21 protein-coding genes are annotated in these 20024 nt (G+C 65.9%); 13 read left to right on the forward strand and 8 right to left on the reverse strand.

The window, feature by feature from the left end; translation table 11 throughout:
- Nucleotides 1–49: 49 nt before the first annotated feature.
- Nucleotides 50–1660 carry a putative bifunctional diguanylate cyclase/phosphodiesterase gene (locus tag ACFE7K_RS09120; protein ID WP_375397872.1) on the reverse strand — a complete coding sequence of 537 codons (1611 nt, stop codon included), beginning with the start codon at nt 1658–1660 and terminating at the stop codon, nt 50–52.
- Nucleotides 1661–1933: 273 nt separating this feature from the next.
- Here ACFE7K_RS09120 and ffh point away from each other — a divergent pair, with 273 nt between their 5' ends.
- The 7 genes from ffh to rplS are packed head-to-tail and all read left to right on the forward strand — an operon-like array spanning nt 1934 to nt 6275.
- Nucleotides 1934–3409 carry a signal recognition particle protein gene (gene ffh, locus ACFE7K_RS09125; protein ID WP_375397873.1) on the forward strand — a complete coding sequence of 492 codons (1476 nt, stop codon included), beginning with the start codon at nt 1934–1936 and terminating at the stop codon, nt 3407–3409.
- A 57-nt stretch (nt 3410–3466) separates the two neighbouring features.
- Complete coding sequence (rpsP, locus tag ACFE7K_RS09130; protein WP_375397874.1) at nt 3467–4009, forward strand: 30S ribosomal protein S16; 543 nt, start codon at nt 3467–3469, stop codon at nt 4007–4009.
- Complete coding sequence (gene rimM, locus ACFE7K_RS09135; RefSeq protein ID WP_375397875.1) at nt 4009–4482, forward strand: ribosome maturation factor RimM; 474 nt, start codon at nt 4009–4011, stop codon at nt 4480–4482. The genes rpsP and rimM overlap by 1 nt, the downstream gene beginning before the upstream one ends.
- A 30-nt stretch (nt 4483–4512) precedes the next feature.
- Nucleotides 4513–4782, forward strand: coding sequence for an AbrB/MazE/SpoVT family DNA-binding domain-containing protein (locus tag ACFE7K_RS09140; RefSeq protein ID WP_375397876.1), 270 nt, complete (start codon nt 4513–4515; stop codon nt 4780–4782).
- Nucleotides 4779–5153, forward strand: coding sequence for a type II toxin-antitoxin system VapC family toxin (locus ACFE7K_RS09145; protein ID WP_375397877.1), 375 nt, complete (start codon nt 4779–4781; stop codon nt 5151–5153). Before ACFE7K_RS09140 ends, ACFE7K_RS09145 begins: the two co-directional genes overlap by 4 nt.
- Nucleotides 5150–5881 carry a tRNA (guanosine(37)-N1)-methyltransferase TrmD gene (gene trmD, locus ACFE7K_RS09150; protein ID WP_375397878.1) on the forward strand — a complete coding sequence of 244 codons (732 nt, stop codon included), beginning with the start codon at nt 5150–5152 and terminating at the stop codon, nt 5879–5881. Before ACFE7K_RS09145 ends, trmD begins: the two co-directional genes overlap by 4 nt.
- A gap of 1 nt (nt 5882) precedes the next feature.
- Nucleotides 5883–6275: a 50S ribosomal protein L19 gene (gene rplS / locus ACFE7K_RS09155; RefSeq protein WP_375397879.1), complete on the forward strand. Its 393-nt coding sequence runs from the start codon at nt 5883–5885 to the stop codon at nt 6273–6275.
- A 79-nt stretch (nt 6276–6354) separates the two neighbouring features.
- On the opposite strand, the gene ACFE7K_RS09160 is transcribed toward rplS, so the two are convergent.
- Nucleotides 6355–7782, reverse strand: coding sequence for a hypothetical protein (locus ACFE7K_RS09160; RefSeq protein WP_375397880.1), 1428 nt, complete (start codon nt 7780–7782; stop codon nt 6355–6357).
- Between the two features lie 96 nt (nt 7783–7878).
- Between ACFE7K_RS09160 and ACFE7K_RS09165 the strand changes: the two genes are divergently transcribed.
- On the forward strand, nt 7879–10128 hold the full coding sequence (locus ACFE7K_RS09165) for a DPP IV N-terminal domain-containing protein (RefSeq protein ID WP_375397881.1): 2250 nt from the start codon (nt 7879–7881) through the stop codon (nt 10126–10128).
- Between the two features lie 46 nt (nt 10129–10174).
- Entirely contained in the window at nt 10175–11203 is a 1029-nt protein-coding gene (locus tag ACFE7K_RS09170; protein WP_375397882.1) for an aspartate-semialdehyde dehydrogenase, read from the forward strand.
- A gap of 128 nt (nt 11204–11331) precedes the next feature.
- Here ACFE7K_RS09170 and ACFE7K_RS09175 read toward each other — a convergent pair whose 3' ends face one another.
- The 3 genes from ACFE7K_RS09175 to ACFE7K_RS09185 are packed head-to-tail and all read right to left on the reverse strand — an operon-like array spanning nt 11332 to nt 14408.
- On the reverse strand, nt 11332–12840 hold the full coding sequence (locus ACFE7K_RS09175; protein WP_375397883.1) for a DHA2 family efflux MFS transporter permease subunit: 1509 nt from the start codon (nt 12838–12840) through the stop codon (nt 11332–11334).
- 25 nt (nt 12841–12865) lie between these two features.
- Nucleotides 12866–13963 carry an HlyD family secretion protein gene (locus ACFE7K_RS09180; RefSeq protein ID WP_375397884.1) on the reverse strand — a complete coding sequence of 366 codons (1098 nt, stop codon included), beginning with the start codon at nt 13961–13963 and terminating at the stop codon, nt 12866–12868.
- Complete coding sequence (locus tag ACFE7K_RS09185; RefSeq protein ID WP_375397885.1) at nt 13956–14408, reverse strand: MarR family winged helix-turn-helix transcriptional regulator; 453 nt, start codon at nt 14406–14408, stop codon at nt 13956–13958. The genes ACFE7K_RS09180 and ACFE7K_RS09185 overlap by 8 nt, the downstream gene beginning before the upstream one ends.
- Before the next feature lie 78 nt (nt 14409–14486).
- Between ACFE7K_RS09185 and ACFE7K_RS09190 the strand changes: the two genes are divergently transcribed.
- Genes ACFE7K_RS09190 through ACFE7K_RS09205 form a run of 4 tightly spaced genes read left to right on the forward strand, consistent with a single transcriptional unit; the run spans nt 14487 to nt 17463 of the window.
- On the forward strand, nt 14487–14633 hold the full coding sequence (locus ACFE7K_RS09190) for a hypothetical protein (RefSeq protein ID WP_375397886.1): 147 nt from the start codon (nt 14487–14489) through the stop codon (nt 14631–14633).
- Nucleotides 14630–14839, forward strand: a complete 210-nt coding sequence (locus ACFE7K_RS09195) for a hypothetical protein (RefSeq protein WP_375397887.1) — start codon at nt 14630–14632, stop codon at nt 14837–14839. Before ACFE7K_RS09190 ends, ACFE7K_RS09195 begins: the two co-directional genes overlap by 4 nt.
- Entirely contained in the window at nt 14820–15581 is a 762-nt protein-coding gene (locus tag ACFE7K_RS09200; protein WP_375397888.1) for an alpha/beta fold hydrolase, read from the forward strand. The genes ACFE7K_RS09195 and ACFE7K_RS09200 overlap by 20 nt, the downstream gene beginning before the upstream one ends.
- A gap of 55 nt (nt 15582–15636) precedes the next feature.
- Nucleotides 15637–17463 (forward strand): M2 family metallopeptidase, encoded by a 1827-nt coding sequence (locus tag ACFE7K_RS09205; protein WP_375397889.1) that lies wholly within the window; start codon nt 15637–15639, stop codon nt 17461–17463.
- A 93-nt stretch (nt 17464–17556) separates the two neighbouring features.
- Here ACFE7K_RS09205 and ACFE7K_RS09210 read toward each other — a convergent pair whose 3' ends face one another.
- From ACFE7K_RS09210 to ACFE7K_RS09220, 3 genes are all read right to left on the reverse strand, one after another.
- Nucleotides 17557–18027, reverse strand: a complete 471-nt coding sequence (locus ACFE7K_RS09210; RefSeq protein WP_375397890.1) for a hypothetical protein — start codon at nt 18025–18027, stop codon at nt 17557–17559.
- Nucleotides 18028–18102: 75 nt separating this feature from the next.
- Nucleotides 18103–19554 (reverse strand): AMP nucleosidase, encoded by a 1452-nt coding sequence (locus tag ACFE7K_RS09215; RefSeq protein WP_375397891.1) that lies wholly within the window; start codon nt 19552–19554, stop codon nt 18103–18105.
- Between the two features lie 79 nt (nt 19555–19633).
- The gene (locus tag ACFE7K_RS09220) at nt 19634–19924 is read right to left on the reverse strand and encodes a hypothetical protein (RefSeq protein ID WP_375397892.1); all 291 of its coding nucleotides are present in this window, start codon (nt 19922–19924) and stop codon (nt 19634–19636) included.
- Between the last annotated feature and the right edge of the window lie 100 nt (nt 19925–20024).

Genomic DNA, 20024 nt, shown 5'->3' on the forward strand with positions numbered 1-20024 from the left:
GCCGTCAAGTCCATGAAGAGGCGTACGAACCGCACCTGCCTCCCCGCCTCTACCCGCCGGTCCGCCGCTGGCTGGCGGCATCGGCTTCTTTTTCGGCATAGGGCGCCGACTGGACGATCAACAGCCGGCGTTGCGCGAGCAGCAAGCGCGTCTTGGCGATCGATACCGGACGATTGTACAGATATCCCTGCCCCCGGACGCAGCCCAGCGACCGCAGCCGTTCCTCGATGGCCTTGTCCTCGATACCCTCCGCGGTGATCGGCAGGTTCAAGCTGTCGCCCAGCCTGGTGATCGCGTTGACGATCGCGACGCTTTCCGAACTCTCGTTGATCGACATGACAAAGCTCCTGTCGATCTTGATCCGGTCGAACGGCAGCGCGCGGAGATGGGCCAGGCTGGAATAGCCGGTGCCGAAATCGTCGAGGGCCAGCGTGATGCCCTGGTTCTTCAGGCTGCCGATGATCGACTGGGCGAGCGTCAGATTGTGGAACAGCGCCGATTCGGTAATCTCGATCTCCAGCCGGCTCGGCGCGAAGCCGGTCTCGGTCAGAAGCTTCATGATCTTCTGCGCGAGCCAGGGATCGCGCAGCTGCCATGGCGAAATATTTACCGCCAGCGTCAGCGTCGGGCTCCAGTCGCGCGCGGCCAGGAATGCCTGGCGCATGACCGACAGCGACAGGTCGGCGATCAGGCCGGTTTCCTCGGCGATCGGAATGAAGATCTCGGGACCGATCAGCCCGCGTTGCGGATGTTCCCATCGCGCCAGCACCTCGAACCCTAGAAGGCGACCAGTTTCCAGATCGATCTGCTGTTCGAAATAGGGAACGATGTCCTCGCGCGGTATCGCCAGGCGCAGGCCGCTTTCCAGGTCGTTGCGCGATTGCAGTTCGCGCTCCATCGAGCGGTCGAACCACCGGTGGCGATTACGGCCGGCGCTTTTGGCGGCATACATCGCGATATCGGCCGATCGCATCAGCCCGTCGATGCTCGTACAGTCGAGGTCCGATCGCGCCGCGCCCAGCGAAGCCGAAATGTGCAGGTGCAGTCCCTCGACCAAGAAGGGCTGGCTGATGCGCGCGACCAGCCGGTCGATGATCCGGTCGACGCCATCGACTTGGGCGGGATCGAGCAGGATGCCGCAAGCGAATTCGTCGCCGCCGAACCGTGCCGCCAGCGCCGTCGGCGGCAATGCGGCGGCGATCTCGCCGGCGACTTCCCGCAACAGCGCGTCGCCGACCGCATGGCCGTGCATGTCGTTGATCGTCTTGAAATGGTCGAGGTCCAGCATCAGCAATGCCATGACGCCGCCCTGCTGCCGGGCGGCCGCGAACATCAGCGCGCCTTCCTGGGACAGGCTGCGGCGATTGAGGAAGCCCGTCAGCGGGTCGCGCGAGGCAAGCTGGTAGGCGCGTTCCTCGGCGGCGGCCCGGACCGATACCTCCTGCATCAGGTCGCGATGCCGGCGCCAGCCGAACAGGATCAGCGCGACGTTCAGCAGCAGCGCGATGATCAGCGTCTGATCGGTGGCGGCGCGTCCCGACAGATAGTCCGACAGCATCGCCGACAACACCGCGCTGCCGATCCCGATGAACATCAGGATCGCGATAGCGGTGATGGCGCCTGCGAACAGGTTCCGACGCGCGGTCGCCGGTTCGCTCATGTATCTTGCCCTTTAATCCGGCGCCGCGATTTCAGCGCGGCGAGTGCACCCTGTCCCGGCCCATCTCATCGGCTGGGTGTAGAAGGGGTTAAGCGTCGATCGATTCACCATGTTTTGCTGCTGGTTGCGCGCCGCCCACTATTGCCCTATCATCTTCTTTGTCCGTTCCTTGGCGAACGCGCGATACGACCCCTTGTGGGTACGCCGGCCGACGAGGTTTCGTCCGCCGGCGCGTTTTGCGCTTCGGTGAAGCGGCGGCCAGGAGGAGTTTTCATGTTCGACAGCCTAAGCGATCGTCTTGGCGGTGTGTTCGACCGGTTGCGCGGCCGTGGCGCGCTGACCGAGGCCGACGTCCGCGCGGCGATGCGGGAGGTGCGCGTCGCGCTGCTCGAAGCCGACGTGGCGTTGCCAGTGGCGCGCGACTTCGTCGATCGGGTAACCGAGCAGGCGATCGGCCAGAACGTGCTGCGATCGGTCACGCCCGGGCAGCAGGTCGTCAAGATCGTCCATGATGCGCTGGTCGCGATGCTCGGCGCCGACGAAAGCGAGCTCAATCTGGGCGTCACCCCGCCGGCGGTGGTGATGATGGTCGGGCTGCAGGGATCGGGCAAGACCACCACGACCGCCAAGATCGCCAGGCGGCTGGCGGGGCGTTCCGCCAAGAAGGTGCTGATGGCATCGCTCGACGTCAACCGCCCGAATGCGCAGGAACAGCTGGCGGTGCTGGGCGGGCAGGTCGACGTTCAGACCCTGCCGATCGTCGCCGGGCAGCAACCGGTCGATATCGCCCGGCGCGCGGTCCAGGCGGCCAGGCTCCAGGGCTATGACGTCCTGCTGCTCGACACTGCGGGCCGGCTCCATGTCGATCAAGCGCTGATGGACGAGATGAAGGCGGTCGCCGACCTGACGCGGCCGCAGGAGATCCTGCTGGTCGTCGACAGCCTGACCGGGCAGGACGCGGTCAACGTCGCCAGGTCGTTTTCCGATCAGGTGCCCCTGACCGGCGTGGTGCTGACGCGGATGGACGGCGATGCGCGGGGCGGCGCGGCGCTGTCGATGCGCGCGGTCACCGGCAAGCCGATCAAGTTCGCCGGCACCGGGGAGAAGCTCGACGCGCTGGAGGGCTTCCACCCCGAACGCGTCGCCGGGCGCATCCTGGGGATGGGCGATGTCGTCAGCCTGGTCGAGCGCGCGGCCGAGTCGATCCAGCAGGAAGACGCCGAGCGTCTGGCGCAGCGGCTGGCCAAGGGCCAGTTCGACATGAACGACCTGCGCGGGCAGCTCGCGCAGATGCGCCGGATGGGCGGGATCGGCGCGCTCGCCGGCATGATCCCGGGCATGAAGAAGGCGCAGGCGGCGATGGCCGGGGGCGGAGTCGACGAACGCATCCTGCTGCGGATGGACGCGATGATCACCTCGATGACGCCAAAGGAACGCGGCAAGCCCGAACTGCTCAACGCCAAGCGCAAGATCCGCGTCGCCAAGGGATCGGGTACGACCGTCCAGGACATCAACAAGCTGCTCAAGATGCATCAGGAAATGGCCGGCGCGATGAAGCGCATCAAGAAGATGGGCGGGCTGAAGGGCATGATGGCGATGCTCGGCAAAGGCGGCCCCGGCGACGGTATGGGCAGTACCGGCCTGGGCGACGCGATGAACCAGATGGGCGGCTTGCCCGGCGTGCCGGGGACGGGCGCCAAGCTGCCGCCCGGTTTCCAGAATTTCATGAACGTGAAGAAGAAGAAGTAATCCGCGTCGCCCGGCGCAAGTCAGCCGACGATTGTAAAAGAAGGAAGCAGAACACCCATGTCCCTCAGCATTCGCTTGTCACGCGGCGGCTCGAAGAAGCGCCCTTATTATCGGATCGTGGTCGCCGACGCGCGCAGCCCCCGTGACGGCCGCTTCATCGAGAAGATCGGCAATTATAACCCGTTGCTCGCCAAGGATGCCGAAGCGCGCATCGTGCTCGATGCCGACCGTGCGCGGCATTGGCTGGGCGTCGGCGCGCAGCCGACCGACCGCGTCGCCCGCTTCCTCGACGCTGCCGGTGTCAAGGAACGCGCGGCGCGCAACAATCCCAACAAGGCCAAGCCCGGGGAGAAGGCGACCGAGCGCGCCGAGGAGCGTGCCGAGAAGCTGAAGGCGCAGCAGGAAGCCGAGGCCGAGACGAAGGCGACCGCCGCCGCCGCGGTCGAGGTCGCGACCGACGATGTCGCCCCGGAGGCCCATGCCGTCGTCGAGGCGACCTCGGAGGAAACCTTGGCCGTCAACGAAGCGACTCCCGACAGCGAAGCCGGCGATACCGGCGCCAATGAGGGCCAGAGCGCCCAGGCGCCGGCCGAGGGTTGATGCGCGACCGCCCCGTCACGCTGGCGGCCGTGATCGGCGCGCACGGCGTGGCGGGAGAGGTTCGGTTGAAGGTGTTCACCGACGACCTGACGCCGTTCAAGGTGTTCAACGATGGCGCCTTGACGCTCACCTCGCTGCGCCCCACGCCGCAGGGCGCGATCGCGCGTTTTTCCCAGGTTTCCGGTCGCGACGCCGCCGAGGCGCTGCGCGGGACTGAATTGACGGTCCCGCGATCCGCGCTGCCGCCGCTGGCCGAGGGCGAATATTATCACGCCGACCTGATCGGATTGCCGGCGGTATCCGATAGCGGCGTCGCCCTCGGCATCGTGATGCTCGTCGAGAATTTCGGCGCGGGCGACGTGCTGGAGATCGAGCGCTCCGACGGCACGCGCTTCATGGTGCCGATGCGACCCGAAGCAGTGCCCGAGTGGAGTGACGAGCGGATGGTGCTTGACGCGAGTTTTGCGGGCTAGTATATACTGTATGTGTATACGGAGGTCGTCATGAGCGAGGAATATCACACGAAGGTGTTCAAGTCGGGCAACTCGCTGGCTGTTCGCCTGCCCAAGGGCCTGGGCGCCGTCGAAGGCACCGAAATGCGTGTGCGCGAGGTCCGTGGGACGTTCACGTTCGAGCCGAGCAATGTTCAGCGCAAGATCAGCGGCGAGGGCTGGATCGGCCAGGCACCCTCACTCGTCGTTCCGCCGCGGGAGGATTTCGACGATCCGCCGCGGGCTTGGGATGATCCGGAGTGGCCAGATTTCCGCAAGTGAAGTTCCTGCTGGATACCGACATCTGCGTCTATCTTTTCACCGGACGCCATCCCGCGCTGAGCGATCGCGTGCGTGCCTGCGATGCGGGCACGCTCGCCTTCTCGACGATCACGCTGGCCGAACTGGCGATTGGCTCGGCCAATGGCAAGCTGCCTTCCAGCGCGATGCTCGATGCCTTTTCGCGCGACGTCGTGCCGGTGGACTTCGACGCGCCGGCCGCGCGCGCTTATGCCGGCTTGCCGTTTCGTCGAGGTCGCTTTGACCGCTTGATCGCGGCCACGGCGTTGTCGCTCGGGCTGACGCTCGTCACCAACAATGGATCGGACTTCGCCTACATTCCCGGCCTGACGGTCGAGAACTGGACGACGTGACCTTCGCGGTCACGGTGCTGACGCTGTATCCCGAGATGTTTCCCGGGCCGCTGGGCATATCGCTGGCGAGGCGGGCGCTTGACGCCGGGCGGTGGCGCCTGGATGCGGTCAACATCCGCGATTTCGCGGTCGACCGACATCGAACGGTGGACGACACGCCGGCCGGCGGCGGGGCGGGGATGGTGCTCCGCGCGGACGTGCTTGCCGCCGCGATCGACAGCGTTGCCACTGGCGCGCCGCTGATCGCCATGACGCCGCGCGGTAAGCCGCTGACCCAGGCCAGGGTCCGTGCCCTCGCCGCCGGCCCCGGCGTCACGATCCTGTGCGGCCGGTTCGAGGGATTGGACGAGCGGATCTTCGCGGCGCGCGGGATCGAGGAGGTGTCGGTCGGCGACTATGTCCTGTCGGGCGGTGAAATGGGCGCGCTCGTCCTGCTCGACGCTTGCGTTCGCCTGCTTCCCGGCGTAATGGGCGCGCCTTCCAGCGGCGACGAGGAAAGCTTCGACAGCGGCCTTCTCGAATATCCGCATTATACCCGTCCTGCTGAGTGGGAAGGGCGCACGATCCCCGAAGTGCTGCGATCGGGGGATCATGCGAGGATCGCGGCCTGGCGAAAGTCGATGGCCGAGACCGATACACGGCTAAGGAGGCCGGACCTTTGGGAGCGTCATGAGGGCGCTCGGGTCGATCCTCCCTCTGGCGCGCGGCACGAGAAGAAGGACGAATGAGATGAACCTCATCGAGCAGATCGAGGCCGAGCAGATCGCCAAGTTGAGCGCGGCCAAGAAGATTCCCGAATTCCGCCCCGGCGACACGCTGAAGGTCGGCGTCAAGGTCGTCGAAGGCGAACGCACCCGCGTCCAGAATTACGAGGGCGTGTGCATCGCGCGCTCGAACAAGGGCATGGGCAGCAACTTCACCGTCCGCAAGATATCGTTCGGCGAGGGCGTCGAGCGCGTCTTCCCGCTCTATTCGCCCAACGTCGACAGCATCGAGGTCGTCCGCAAGGGGGCCGTGCGTCGCGCCAAGCTCTATTACCTGCGGGGCCGTACCGGCAAGTCGGCGCGCATCGCCGAGCGCCGCGATCCGCGACCCGCCAAGGGCAGCACGCCCGCCGACTAACCGGTTTGTCCGTCGGAAGATGAGGGCGCCGGGACGATGGTTCCGGCGCCCTTTCCTCGGGCCGAGCATGCCGCCGGCGTCAGGCGGGCGACATCGCCCGCCACGCCAGGCAGGCGATCAGCGCGAGCAGCGGCGGCGTCGCGGCAAGCGCCCGGCGCCAAGACGGCGTCGGCGCGCCACCAAGCAGGTCGGCGCCGGCAATGACCGCCGCAATCGCCGCGGCGAGGATCGTCCACAGGTGATAACGCAGCTCGGACGCGACGCCGAATGCGGCATAGCCCATGCCGTAGAGGAAGGATGACCGCGCCAGCGGCATGATCAACCGGCTCGAGGGCAAGGCGGGGGCGACGATCATCATGCCCAGCGCCAGCGCGATCCACACGATCGGCCAGCCCGGCGGGGTCGTCGCGCTCCACACCGCCGCTGCGTCGATCGCGGCGAGCAGCGGCGTCGGCGTGACCTTATAGCCCCAGTCATTGGGCGGCGGGTCGATCTGCACCGCGCGTTCGCCGGGATCTCGCGAGAACAGCCGACTGCTAATGGCGAAATGGGCGAGGCGGTGTCGGGCATAGGCGATTGGATGCGCGGCAATCCGGCCCAGCCACCAGCGGTAGGGATCGAGATGCCGGGCCGCAAACGCCGCGCCGACATTGTCGAAGCCGATGTCGCATGGCGCCGGGCCCCACCAGGCGTAGCGGTCCCATTGCGCCGGATTGTAGCAGGCGGCGACGATGCCGGCGGGATCGTCGCCGTCGTCGAAATCGGCGATCGGCGGGAAGGCGTTCCGGCCACTGAACCTGGTGATGCCGCCGAGATCGAAGACGACCAGCGACAGCCCGACTCCGCTGGGCTTCGCCCCGAGCAGCCGATTGGCGGCGGGCAGGGCGGCGACCATCACCGCGGTGGCGAGCAGCATCCCGGCGGCGCGTCGCCGGCGGCCGTTGCGCCACGCCGCCGGCAGCAAGGCGATGCATAACGGCACCGTCGCGAGGAAGGCGTTGAAGCGCAATGTCGCGGCGAACACCAGCAGCGCGATGCCGATGGCGCGCACCGCCGGGCGTCCGCCTGGCTCCGTCCATGCCAGCGTGCCGGTGGCGGCGAGGAGCGCGCCGGCCATCAGGCAGTCCTTGAGCACCTCGCCGGTCAGCGCGAGCACCAGCGGCATCCATCCGCAGGCGACGATCGCCACCGCCAGGACAGGCCGACCGCCCCTTGCCGTCCGGCAAGCGAGCGCCGCCAGCCCACCCCATTCGAGCCCGATCTGCAACACCAGCATCGGCGCCGGCCCCGCCTGGAGGGGGATTGCCTGCCGCCACACCCATTCCATCATCGGTGGATGCCAGTCGTCGAAATCGCCGCTGACCGCCTGGCCGTATTGGCGGATCGCATCCCACGTCATGAAGCCCGGCCAATAAGCAAGCGCGGTCAGCGCGGCACCGGCAATGGCGATCAGCGCCACCAGCGCCATCGCCCCACCATTGCCTGCGCCGCGCAACGTCAATCTCATTCCCTCGCTTTGCATCGCCACACCCGCTGCAGGGTTTACCAATATGTCACGCGCCGTGATAAACCTCGGGAAATGAGGCGTGGCGGGAGATGATCGATGAAGAAAAGCTGGTTGACCGCCTGTCTCGCGCTGGCGGCCGGGGGCATCGCGATGGCTACTGACACCGGCGCCGCCCCGCCCGCGCCCGTGCTGACGCTGGCCCGCATCTTCGCCAGCCCCGATCTGTCGGGGCCGCAGCTGCAGTCGCTCCAGCTGTCGCCCGACGGTAGGCTGGTCACCCTGCTCAAGCCGCGTGCCGACGAGAAGACACGGTTCGATCTGTGGGCGCTCGATACGACCACCGGCACCGAACGCATGCTGGTCGATTCGAAGAAGGTCGGCTCGGGCGCCGAGCTGTCCGAGGCCGAGAAGATGCAGCGCGAGCGCGACCGCACGCTGACGGGCAAGACCGGGATCGTGAGCTATGACTGGTCCGTCAACGGCTCAGGCGTGCTGTTTCCGCTCGACGGCGACCTCTATTTCGCGTCGTCAGCCGGGGAGGCCGCCCGGTTGGAGCAGGTGCCGCGCGGCGCGCTCAATCCCGCGCTCAGCCCGCTCGGCGGCTATGTCAGCTTCGTCCATGACGGTAATCTCTATACGGGATCCATGGTGGTGACGGGGCCGGGCCCCGCGTCGCCGCCGGCAAAGCTGACGCCGGACGGCGGCGGCACGGTCCATTGGGGTGAGGCCGAGTTCGTCGCGCAGGAGGAAATGGCGCGCCGCACCGGTTACTGGTGGGCGCCCGACGATGCGCGAGTGGCGGTCGAGCGGTTCGACGAGGCGCCGGTCGGCGTCGTTACCCGCGCGGCGATCGGTGCCAACGGCACCAAGGTGTTCGACCAGCGCTATCCCGCCGCGGGCACGCCCAACGTGCTGGTCGACCTGTACGTGATCGATCCGCAGTCGAAGGCGCAGGTCAAGGTCGATCTGGGCACCGACCGCGACATCTACCTGGCGCGGGTCGATTGGGCGCCCGACGGCAAGACGCTGTACGTCCAGCGCGAGAACCGCGCGCAGACCCGGCTCGACATGCTCCGCGTCGATCCCGCCACCGGCAAGGCAATGGTGCTGTTCACCGAAACCGCGGGCCCCAGGAGCTGGATCAACCTGTCCTCCTCCTATCATCTGATGAAGGACGGCAGCCTGATCTGGTGGTCGGAGCGTGACGGCTACGGCCATCTCTATCATTTCGCGCGTGGCACATGGACCCAACTGACCAGCGGCCCGTGGGTGGTCAGCGACCTGGTCGGCGTCGACGAAGCCAGGGGGCGGCTGTATTTCACCGGCGACAAGGACGACGTGCTCGAACAGCAGGTCTATGCCGTCGACATCGCCCGCCCGGGCAAGGTGACGCTGCTGACCGAGCGCGGCTGGACCAACCGTGCCGCGATGGACGCCAAGGGATCGCGGCTGATCGTCACGCGCTCCAATCCCGGCCAGCCGCCGCAGACCTATCTGGCCGACACCGAAGGCAAGCGGATCGCGTGGATCAGCGAGAACGCGTTGGTCGCCGGCCATCCCTATTTCCCGTATCTCGCGCAGCATCGCGAGCGGAAGTTCGGGACGTTGAAGGGCCCCGACGGCAGTACGCTTTATTGGGAGATGATCACCCCGCCGCTGATCCCCGGCAAGCGCTATCCGGTGTTCTTCCAGCATTATGGCGGACCGCACAGCCAGACCGTGACGCGCGGCTGGGGCGGCGCGATGGAGCAATATATCGTCGGCAAGGGCTATGTCTTCTTCCAGGTCGACAATCGCGGATCACCCAATCGCGGCACGGCGTTCGAAGACCAGATCTATCGCGCGATGGGCAGCGTGGAGGTCGAGGACCAGCTGGCCGGTGCGCAATGGCTGAAGCGGCAGCCGTTCGTCGACCCCGATCGGATTGCGATCTATGGCTGGTCCTATGGCGGTTACATGACGCTCAAGATGCTGGCCGCCAATCCGGGGGTATATGCCGCCGGCATCGCCGGCGCGCCGGTGACCAAGTGGGAACTCTACGACACACATTACACCGAGCGCTACATGGGCATGCCCGCCGCCGATGCCGCCGCCTATGCCACGTCCGACGCGATCGGTAGCGCGGGACGGATCGCGGACCCGTTGCTGCTGATCCACGGCATGTCGGACGACAATGTCGTGTTCGAGAATTCGACCGCCTTTGCCGCTGCGATGCAGGCGCAGAACCGGCGGTTCGAAATGATGTTCTACCCGGGCAAGACCCATGCGGCGGCGCGCGACATCCATGTCTGGACGACGATTTTCGACTATCTCGACCGCACGGTGGCGGGTAAGCGGACCGGGTAGACCGGGGGCGTATCGGCGCGTTCCGCATTGAAGTTGGAGCAGGCACATGGGCTACCGGATCGTCGTCGCCGGCGCGACGGGCAATGTCGGGCGCGAAATGCTCAACATCCTCGCCGAGCGGGAATTTCCCGCCGAGGAGATCGCGGTCGTCGCGTCGTCACGCAGCCAGGGCGACCAGGTCGACTATGGCGATACCGGCCGCATGCTGAAGGTCCAGAACATCGAGCATTTCGATCCCGGCGGGTGGGACATGGCACTGTTCGCGATCGGCAGCGAGGCGACGAAGGTCCACGCCCCCCGCTTCGCCGCCGCCGGATGCACGGTGATCGACAATTCGTCGCTCTACCGGATGGACCCCGACGTGCCGCTGATCGTGCCCGAGGTGAACGCCCACGCGATCGACGGTTATCGCCGCAGGAACATCATCGCCAACCCGAACTGCTCGACCGCGCAGATGGTCGTCGCGCTGAAGCCGCTGCACGATTTCGCGACGATCAGGCGCGTCGTCGTCGCGACCTATCAGTCGGTGTCGGGCGCGGGCAAGGCGGGGATGGACGAACTGTTCGAGCAGTCGCGCAACATCTTCGTCGGCGATCCCGCGACCCCGGCCAAGTTCACCAAGCAGATCGCGTTCAACGTGATCCCGCATATCGACAGCTTCCTGGAGGACGGGTCGACCAAGGAAGAATGGAAGATGGTGGTCGAGACCAAGAAGATCCTCGATCCCAAGATCAAGGTTACCGCGACGTGCGTGCGCGTGCCGGTGTTCGTCGGCCATTCGGAAGCAATCAACATCGAGTTCGCCGAGGAGATTTCGGCGACCAGGGCCAAGAGCATCCTGCGCGAGGCGCCGGGCGTGATGCTGGTCGACAAGCATGAGGACGGGGGATACGTCACGCCCGTCGAATGCGTCGGCGAATATGCGACGTTCATCAGCCGGGTTCGCGAGGATTCGACGGTCGACAACGGCCTGTCGCTATGGTGCGTGTCCGACAATCTCCGCAAGGGCGCCGCGCTCAACGCGGTCCAGATCGCCGAGCTGCTTGGACGACGGCATCTGAAGAAGGCGGCATGAGCATTTCGCTGGCACCTTATGCCGGCGAAGGCGAACTCTCCGACCCGGAAAATGCGGGCGAATGGGCGGTCGACCTTGCGAAGATGGCGGCGCAATTATCATAGCAAACGTCGAGCGGCGCCGACGCCTCATTCGGCGTGCACCACCTCGACCTTGCCCTTTGCGGTCTGCAGCACCAGCACGAACGGAACGACCGCGAAACACAGCCACGACATCAGGTAGAAATTGTCGAGATAGGCGATCATCGCCGCCTGGCGGTTGATCATCGCATCGGCCATGCCGAAGATCGCGCCCGAGAACGAACCGAGCTGGTCGAGCTGGCCGATGTTGATGCCGGGCACGGTCTTTTCGGTGACGTTCTGGACCAGGTCGGCATGGCTGACCTGGATATTGCGCGCGAGCAGCACGGTGACCATCGAGATGCCCGCCGACTGGCCGATCGACCGCATGAGGTTGAGCAGGCTGGCACCGTCGGTCCGGAACTGTGCGGGCAAGGTCGCAAAGGCGAGGCTGTTGAGCGGCAGGAACACCAGCCCCATGCCCAGCCCCTGGACGAAACCCGAGGTGATCACCGGCCAGAAATCCATCTCCAGCGACCAGAACGACATCATTCTGAGCGATCCGCCGAACACCACGAATCCCGTGACGATCAGGATACGCGTGTCGAGCTTGCCCATCAGCTGGCCGCTGATCAGCATCGTGACCGTGACCCCGATCCCGCGCGACGCCATCATCACGCCGGTGTCGACCACTGGATAGCCGAACAATTGCTGCAGCAGCGACGGCAGCAACGCCATCGGCGCCATCGTCGACAGCCCCACGATCACCATGAATGCCATCCCCAGAACCAGGTTGCGGTTGGCAAACATGCCGGGGTTGAACAGCGGCCGTTTGGCCGTCGCCAGATAGATGACCGCGACCCATGCCGATGCCAGCGCCACGCAACCCTCGATCACGATTTCCCAGCTGGAAAACCAATCCTGGTTCTGGCCCCGGTCGAGCATCAGCTGGAAACTCGCGATCGCCAGCCCCACGAAGACAAAGCCGGTGAAGTCAAAACTTCGCTTCTCGATCGGCCGCGACGGCAACAGGAACCACAGGATCGCCAAGGTCAGCATGCCGACCGGAAGGTTGACGTAGAATACCCAGCGCCAATTGTAGCTTTCAGTCAGGAAACCGCCGAGCACGGGACCCAATATGGGTCCGACGATGACGCCCATGCCCCAGATCGACATCGCCTTGGCCTGGCCTTCGGGCGGGGTGATGTCGATCATCGTGGTCTGCGACAGCGGGCTGATGAACGCCGCGGCGACGCCCTGAAGGATGCGGAACAGCACCATCTCGCCTAGCGACACCGCTGTCCCGCACAGCATCGACGCGACGATGAAGCCGCCGACGGCCAGCAGGAACAGGTTGCGCGATCCCAGCCGGCCACTGAGCCAGCCGGTCGCGGGCAAGGCGACGGCGGTGGCGATGATGTAGCTGGTCAATACCCAGGTGACGCTGTCCGGCGTCGCCCCCAGACTGGTCTGCATGCGGGGCAGCGCGACATTGGCGATCGTCGTATCAAGGATCACCATGACCACCGCGCCCATCACGCCGACCATCAGCAGCCCGCGATTTCGTGTCGCCAGCATGGCGACGCCCGGGACGGGTGCGGCGCTAGCCATTGGAGTTTATATCGACCGTCACGTCGGTCGATAGTCCCGCAATCATCGCCCGGTCGGTGCGGCAGGTGATCGCGATCCGCACCGGCACGCGCTGCGTCACCTTGACCCAATTGCCGTTGGCGTTCTGCGCGGGGAGGATCGAGAATTCGGACCCCGTGCCCGCGCCGATGCTCTCGACCCTGCCGCACAGTTTCAGGCCCGGATAGGCATCGAAGGTCAGCGTGGCGGGTTGGCCGATCCGCATCCCGGCAAGGTCGGTTTCCTTGAAATTGGCGGTCACCCACGGCGACTTGCTGATCACCAGGCTGAGCGCCGGAACGGCCGTCGGCGTGATGTTGCCGATCTGCAGCCGGCTGGTCTGGCTGATGATGCCGTCCTTGGGCGCGCGGACGACCGTGCGCGCGAGGTTCAGCGCGGCGCGCTCGCGCTCGGCCATCGCCATCTGCACCGCGGCGGGCAGGCCGCTGGAGCCGGTGCCGCTGCCCAGCTGCGACCGCGCCTTGGCCGCCGCGGCGCGTGCCGTCGCCAGCCGCGCGCGCGCCGCCGCGACTTCATGCGCCGCCGCGTCGAGCGAGGCGCGGGTCGTGAACCCCTGCTTCATCAGTGCCGCCTGGCGATCATAGGTTGCCTGGGCCAGCGTAATGTCGGCATTGGCGCTTTCAATGTCGGCCTGCGCACTGCCGGTGTCGGTCGCCAGCGTGCTGACCTGGACGCGAGCGGTGGCCAGCTGCGCGTCGGCCTGGACCAAGGCGATGCGATAGGGTTCGGGATCGATCACGAACAAGACATCGCCGGCCTTCACGCGCTGGTTCTCGCGCACGCGCACGTCGACGATCCGGCCGCTGACATCGGGGGCGATCGAGATCAGGTCCTGTTGGACATAGGCATTGTCGGTCGACACATAACGCCCGCCGGTCAGCCAGAACCAGCCGGCAATGGCGGCGATCAGCAACGGCACGCTGACCATCAGCGCGATGCGTCCCCACCGCCGCCGTGGTCGTACGGCAGCCGGCGCCTCGACCGCCTCAATGGGGTTGATCGCGGCAACCAGATCGGCTTGCGGCTGGAACTTGGGATCGGCGTCAGCCATTGGCGGCCTCCGAAACTTCGAGTTGGACCATAGTGGAAAGGTTATCGCGAACCTGCGTCAGCGATGCACCGAGGCGGGCCCGTTCCGCCTCATCCAGGCCGGCGAGCGCCTGTTCGAACAGATGCTCGCCGATGACATGGAGGTCGTCGAGCATCGGCCGCGACCGGTCGGTCAGGAATAATTGCCACGCGCGCCGGTCGGCCGGATCGCGGCGGCGTTCGACCAGGCCCGATTCCTCCAGCCGGTCGATCATCCGGCACAGCGTGATCGGTTCGACCTCCAGCAAGTCGGCAAGGGCGCCCTGGTTCATGCCCTGATTGCGGCTGAGCATCTTGAGGGTCCGCCATTGCTCGCGTGTCGCGCCCGCCAGGCGGGCTCGTTCATTGAAGCGTTTGCGCATCAGCCGGGATACGTCGCTGATCAACAGGGCCAGAGTTTCGGTCATGATCCGGCATATAGTAAGCATGCACAAATAACTAAGAGGTTGATCCAAATTTTTTTGCTGTGCAGCAGAGCACGGGTGATGAGCGACGTGGCGACCGGCGGCGTCGCGACCGCGTTGAAGCAAGTGCCGCGCGCCTCGGTAACCTGGCTGACCCGCGAGCCGATCGCTATCGCTCGTCGTCGATCGCGCTTCGCGGCTTCTGAGCGCGATGTGGAACATCATTGACCTATGAAGGCGACGGCTCCACGCAACTCGACCTCACCGTCGGCAGTTTCGACGATCCCTATCGGTGGCGGCCGACCGGCCATGCCGGCGCTGAAGCGATCAACCGGCCATGGCTCGACACGTACGGCCTGCCGGAGAAGCGTACCGACGAATTGCCTAACATCGTCGCAAAATGGATGGAAGCCTGTGGCCAGCTACCCGACTGAACCGCATTATTTCGACAGCGGCGACGGCCAGCGGCTGGCCTGGTGGGAGAGGGGCGAGGGCAGGCCGGTCGTCCTGATCCACGGCTATTTCTCGAACGCGCACACCAATTGGATCCGCTATGGCCATGCCGCGCTGATCGCGCAGCGCGGCTTTCGCGTAATCATGCCCGATCTGCGCGGCCACGGGCACAGCGCGAAGCCCCATGATCCTGCGGCCTATCCGCCCGACATCCTGATGAGGGACGGTTTAGCGCTGATCGACCACCTCGGGCTGACCGATTATGATCTGGGCGGCTATTCGCTTGGCGGAAGGACGACGATGCGCCTGCTCGCCGCCGGCGCGCGTCCCTGTCGCGCGGTGATCGCCGGCATGGGCCTGGACGGGATCGTCGATACGGGTGGGCGCGGCACTTACTTCCGGCACGTCCTGGAAAATCTCGGCACCTTCGGGCAAGGTAGCCCCGAATGGCTGACGGAGGCGTTCCTCAAGACGACCAGGGGCGATCCGGTAGCGCTCGGCCTGATCCTCGATACCTTTGTCGACACGCCGATCGAGAAGGTCGCGGCGGTGACGGTGCCGACGCTCGTGTTGTGCGGGGTGGAGGATGACGACAACGGCTCGGGCGCGGCACTGGCCGGGGCGATGCCGCACGGCATTTTCGTCGAGATGCCCGGCAATCACATGAGCGCGGTGGTCAAGCCCGAACTGGGGCGGGCGATCGCAGACTTCCTCTCGGCTTGACCCATACGGGTGCTCGGCCCCAATCAAGCGCAATCGAATAAGGGGGGAATCGTCCATGATCCGCATCGCCCTGGCGTCGAGCTTTGCGCTGGCCCTGGTCCTGTCCGGCACGCTGGCGCTGGCCAGCGGCGCGGATAAGAGCGTGGTTACCGCCGCCGATGCCGACAAGTTCGTGGCCGAGGCCGAGATCGAACTGGCGGCCGCATCGATCGAGAGCAACCGGGTGGGCTGGATCAACGAGACCTATATCACCGACGATACCGATGCGATGGCGGCGCAGGTCGGCGCGCGGGTGACGCTCCTTCAGGTGAAGTTCGCGACCGACGCCGCGAAATACCAGCAGGTTTCGGGATTGTCGCCCGACACCGGCCGCAAGCTCTATCTGATCCGCAATTACCTGGTGCTGCCGGCACCATCGCGAGCGGGCGCGGCCGAGGCGCTGACGACGATCGCGACCAGGCTACAGTCCGATTACGGCAAGGGCAAGGGCACGCTGGACGGCCAGCCGATCGGCGGATCGGACATCGAGGCGGCGATGGGCAGCACCCGCGATCCCGCCAAGCTCAAGGAGATGTGGGTCAGCTGGAACGACAATGTGGGCGCGCCGATGAAAGACGATTACGCGCGGATGGTCGGCATTGCCAATCAGGGCGCGGTCGAACTCGGCTACAAGGATGTCGGCGCGATGTGGCGCTCGGGGTATGACATGTCCCCGCAGGAATTTGCGGGCATGACCGACCGGCTGTGGAAACAGGTCGAGCCGCTCTATCTTTCGCTCCACACCTATGTCCGCTGGAAGCTGAACGCGAAATATGGCGACGCGGTCCAGCCCAGGACGGGGCCGATCCGCGCCGACCTGCTCGGCAATATGTGGGCGCAGGAATGGGGCAACATCTATGATCTCGTCGCTCCCAAGGGCGCCGGCGATATCGGGTACGACACCGGGGCGCTTTTGAAGGCCAAGGGATACGACCCGCTCAAGATGGTCAAGACGGGGGAGGGCTTCTACTCGTCGCTGGGCTTTGCGCCATTGCCCGACACGTTCTGGGCGCGTTCGATGATCACCAGGCCGGCCGACCGCGACGTGGTATGCCACGCCTCGGCCTGGGACATCGACAACAAGGAAGATCTGCGCATCAAGATGTGCACCAGGGTCAATGCCGACGACTTCGTCACCATCCACCACGAACTCGGCCACAATTACTATCAGCGCGCCTATATGATGCAGCCGTTCCTGTATCGGAACGGCGCCAATGACGGCTTTCACGAGGCGATCGGCGATTTCGTCGCGCTATCGATCACGCCCGATTATCTCGTCCAGATCGGCCTGCTCGACAAGGACAAGGTGCCCAGCGCCGACAAGGATATCGGCCTGCTGCTGCGCCAGGCGATGGACAAGGTGGCGTTCCTGCCGTTCGGGCTGATGGTCGACAAATGGCGCTGGGGCGTGTTCGACGGGACGATCAAGCCGGCCGGATACGAGGCGGCGTGGAACGCGCTCCGGCTGCAATATCAGGGCATCCGGCCGCCGGTCGATCGCGACGACACCCGGTTCGATCCGGGCGCCAAATTCCACATCGCGTCGAACACGCCGTACATGCGCTATTTCCTCGCGCGGCTGCTCCAATTCCAGTTCTACCAGGCGGCGTGCAAGCAGGCCGGCTGGACCGGCCCGCTCCACCGCTGCTCGTTCTATGGCAACAAGGAGGTCGGCGCGAAGCTGAAGGCGATGCTGGAGATGGGCCAGTCGAAGCCTTGGCCCGAAGCGCTGGAGACGTTCACCGGCAGCCGCGAGATTTCGGGCCAGGCAATGGTCGATTATTTCGCGCCGCTCAAGGCGTGGCTGGACGAGCAGAACAAGGGCAAGCCGCAAGGATGGTGACCTGACCGGCGGCGGCCGGGGCTGGGGCTACCGTACCGGTCACACCAGTTCCGTCATGATGCGGCGGCCCCAGCCTTCGCCGGGGCGACGAGATTATTCCGGCGTCACCTTGCCGTCGGGGTCGAGCGGGGTCGAGCGATCGCTGCCATCTTTTTTGGGTGGCGTGGTGAACGGGTCGCGCTTGCGCAACGCATAAGCGGTTGCGGCCACCGCGCCGACCGCGCCGATCAGCCCCGCAATAACCCCGCCGCGCTTGGCCAGGCCGCCGCCGGAGGGCGCCGCGGCCTTTCGGGGCCTGCCGGTCTTTGCGGGCTTGGCGGCGGGCTTGCGGGTGATCGTCCGCTTGGTCGCGCTCTTCTCTGTGGCGCGCGGCTTGTCGGCGGCGGCAGGCTTGGCGGATGTCCTGGACTTGACGGGCGGCTTCGGCTTGTCGGGGGCAGCGACCTTCGCCGGAGCGGCAGATTCGGTCTTGGCGGCCTCCGTCCCGGTCTCGCCCGGCTTGTCGTGAGTATCGTTCGATGTCTCGGAAGCCCGGGTGCGGGTGGTCTTGGGAGGTGTCGCCATGATGTGTCCTTTAAAAAACTTGTCCGTCGGGTCCGCAACGCATTACCGTTCGTTTCGTTTCCGTGATAGCGCCTGCTATCGGAAAGGCGGTTCGTTGAACGCGCGCAGCTTGCGGCTGTGCAGCTTGTCGCCCTCGCGGCGGAGTTCCTCGCAGGTTTCGATCCCGATCCGCAGATGCTCGCTGATCGCGCGCTCATAGAATAGATTGGCCTGGCCCGGCAGCTTGAGTTCGCCATGAAGCGGCTTGTCGGACACGCATAGCAGCGTCCCGTACGGCACGCGGAACCTGTAGCCCTGCGCGGCGATCGTCGCCGATTCCATGTCGATGGCGACCGCGCGGCTGAGCGAGAAGCGCAGTGCCGATTGGGTGTAGCGCAATTCCCAATTGCGGTCGTCGGTGGTGACGATGGTGCCGGTGCGCAGCCGGCGCTTGAGATCCTCGCCGGATTGGCCGCTGACCGTCTCCGCCGCGCGCGCCATGGCGGTCTGGATTTCCGCAATCGCCGGCACCGGGATTTCCGGCGGCAAGACGTCATCCAGCACGTGGTCGTCGCGCAGGTAAGCGTGGGCGAGCACATAGTCGCCGATCCGCTGGCTCGGTCGCAATCCGCCGCAATGGCCGATCATCAGCCACGCCTCGGGACGGGTGACCGCGAGATGGTCGCAGATCGTCTTGGCGTTGGACGGACCGACGCCGATATTGACCAGCGTGATTCCGGTGCGGTCGGGCGCCATTAAATGATAGGCCGGCATCTGGTGCCGCCGCCACGCGCTGGTATCGGCCAGCACCGTCTCGATATCGTCGCCCGCGTGCAGCATGACGCCGCCGGCACCCGATACGCCAGTAAACCGGCTCGCATTGCCATGGTCGTTCGGGCCGAGCTGGGCAAAGGCCCAGCGCACGAACTCGTCGACATAACGATGGTAGTTGGTGAACAGCACATAGCGCTGGACATGTTCGGGGGGCGTCCCGGTGTAATGACGCAGCCGCGCGAGGCTGAAATCGGTGCGCAGGCCGTCGAACAGCGCCAGCGGGCGCACCGCCTCGGTCGCCCATAGCCCGTCGGCAATCTCGTCGCCGATATGGGCCAGTTCGGTGGCGGGAAACCAGCGCGCGAGTTCCAGCGCGGACACCTGATCCAGCCTGACCGCATGGCCGGCATCGAGAACATAGGGGAACGGTATCTCCTGACGTCCCGGCACCGCATCGACCGAGACGTCGTAATCCTCGATCAGGAGGTCCAACTGTTGGGTCAGATAATCGGCGAAGATCGCGGGCTTGGTCACGCTGATCCGATAATCCCCCGGCGTGACCAGACGGCCGAACGAGCGCATCGTCTTGGGGCGATCGTTCCCGCCATGATACGTCAGCCGGATTTCGGGATAGGCGAACGAGCCGTCGGTGCGCGACGCGATGTCCGGCGGCCGGCCGGTATCAAGATAGTCGTTAAGCGCCCGCCGAAGACGCTCGACCGATCCCTGATAGAGCCGATCGAGCTCGACGACGATATCTGCGGCCTGCGTCATCCCCTGCGGCTAGGACCTGAGGAAGGCGCTGGCAAGACGCGGGAAGTCGGTGGCGCGACGCCCGCGTCACCGCGGGCGATCATGCCTTGGGCTTGGGCTTGGTCGTCTTCTTGTCGTCCTCGTCGCTGCCGATCAGCTTGCTGGCGCCGTAAGCGACACCAGCGACGGTCACGGCCGCGCCGGCGGCAATGCCGGCGGCGGTGATCGGGCTGGCCTTGACCGCGTCGATCGTCGCCTCGACGGCGTCGCCGATCGCTTCCTGCGCCCGCGACAATAGCGACTTCGCTTCTTCCGCGGCGTCGCCGGCGAGTGCCTGCGCCTGGTCGATCACCGACTTGGGTTCTTCGGGTTTATCGATTTCTTCGGCCATCATGTGTCTCCCGGGCAGCGAGTCGGATCGGATACAGGCGTGTAACGTCGCGACGGCATCGGCGTTCCACACCGGCCACGGAACCGATGACGGGCAACCC

The organism is uncultured Sphingomonas sp. (assembly GCF_964244265.1).
GTDB lineage: Bacteria > Pseudomonadota > Alphaproteobacteria > Sphingomonadales > Sphingomonadaceae > Sphingomonas.

What these genes read in the sequence shown, in the direction of transcription:
- ACFE7K_RS09120 (WP_375397872.1), bottom strand. Translation starts at nt 1,660, where the DNA reads ATGAGCGAACCGGCGACCGCGCGTCGGAACCTGTTCGCAGGCGCCATC.
- ffh (WP_375397873.1), top strand. Translation starts at nt 1,934, where the DNA reads ATGTTCGACAGCCTAAGCGATCGTCTTGGCGGTGTGTTCGACCGGTTG.
- rpsP (WP_375397874.1), top strand. Translation starts at nt 3,467, where the DNA reads ATGTCCCTCAGCATTCGCTTGTCACGCGGCGGCTCGAAGAAGCGCCCT.
- rimM (WP_375397875.1), top strand. Translation starts at nt 4,009, where the DNA reads ATGCGCGACCGCCCCGTCACGCTGGCGGCCGTGATCGGCGCGCACGGC.
- ACFE7K_RS09140 (WP_375397876.1), top strand. Translation starts at nt 4,513, where the DNA reads ATGAGCGAGGAATATCACACGAAGGTGTTCAAGTCGGGCAACTCGCTG.
- rplS (WP_375397879.1), top strand. Translation starts at nt 5,883, where the DNA reads ATGAACCTCATCGAGCAGATCGAGGCCGAGCAGATCGCCAAGTTGAGC.
- ACFE7K_RS09160 (WP_375397880.1), bottom strand. Translation starts at nt 7,782, where the DNA reads ATGAGATTGACGTTGCGCGGCGCAGGCAATGGTGGGGCGATGGCGCTG.
- ACFE7K_RS09165 (WP_375397881.1), top strand. Translation starts at nt 7,879, where the DNA reads ATGAAGAAAAGCTGGTTGACCGCCTGTCTCGCGCTGGCGGCCGGGGGC.
- ACFE7K_RS09170 (WP_375397882.1), top strand. Translation starts at nt 10,175, where the DNA reads ATGGGCTACCGGATCGTCGTCGCCGGCGCGACGGGCAATGTCGGGCGC.
- ACFE7K_RS09175 (WP_375397883.1), bottom strand. Translation starts at nt 12,840, where the DNA reads ATGCTGGCGACACGAAATCGCGGGCTGCTGATGGTCGGCGTGATGGGC.
- ACFE7K_RS09180 (WP_375397884.1), bottom strand. Translation starts at nt 13,963, where the DNA reads ATGGCTGACGCCGATCCCAAGTTCCAGCCGCAAGCCGATCTGGTTGCC.
- ACFE7K_RS09185 (WP_375397885.1), bottom strand. Translation starts at nt 14,408, where the DNA reads ATGACCGAAACTCTGGCCCTGTTGATCAGCGACGTATCCCGGCTGATG.
- ACFE7K_RS09190 (WP_375397886.1), top strand. Translation starts at nt 14,487, where the DNA reads ATGAGCGACGTGGCGACCGGCGGCGTCGCGACCGCGTTGAAGCAAGTG.
- ACFE7K_RS09205 (WP_375397889.1), top strand. Translation starts at nt 15,637, where the DNA reads ATGATCCGCATCGCCCTGGCGTCGAGCTTTGCGCTGGCCCTGGTCCTG.
- ACFE7K_RS09210 (WP_375397890.1), bottom strand. Translation starts at nt 18,027, where the DNA reads ATGGCGACACCTCCCAAGACCACCCGCACCCGGGCTTCCGAGACATCG.
- ACFE7K_RS09215 (WP_375397891.1), bottom strand. Translation starts at nt 19,554, where the DNA reads ATGACGCAGGCCGCAGATATCGTCGTCGAGCTCGATCGGCTCTATCAG.
- ACFE7K_RS09220 (WP_375397892.1), bottom strand. Translation starts at nt 19,924, where the DNA reads ATGGCCGAAGAAATCGATAAACCCGAAGAACCCAAGTCGGTGATCGAC.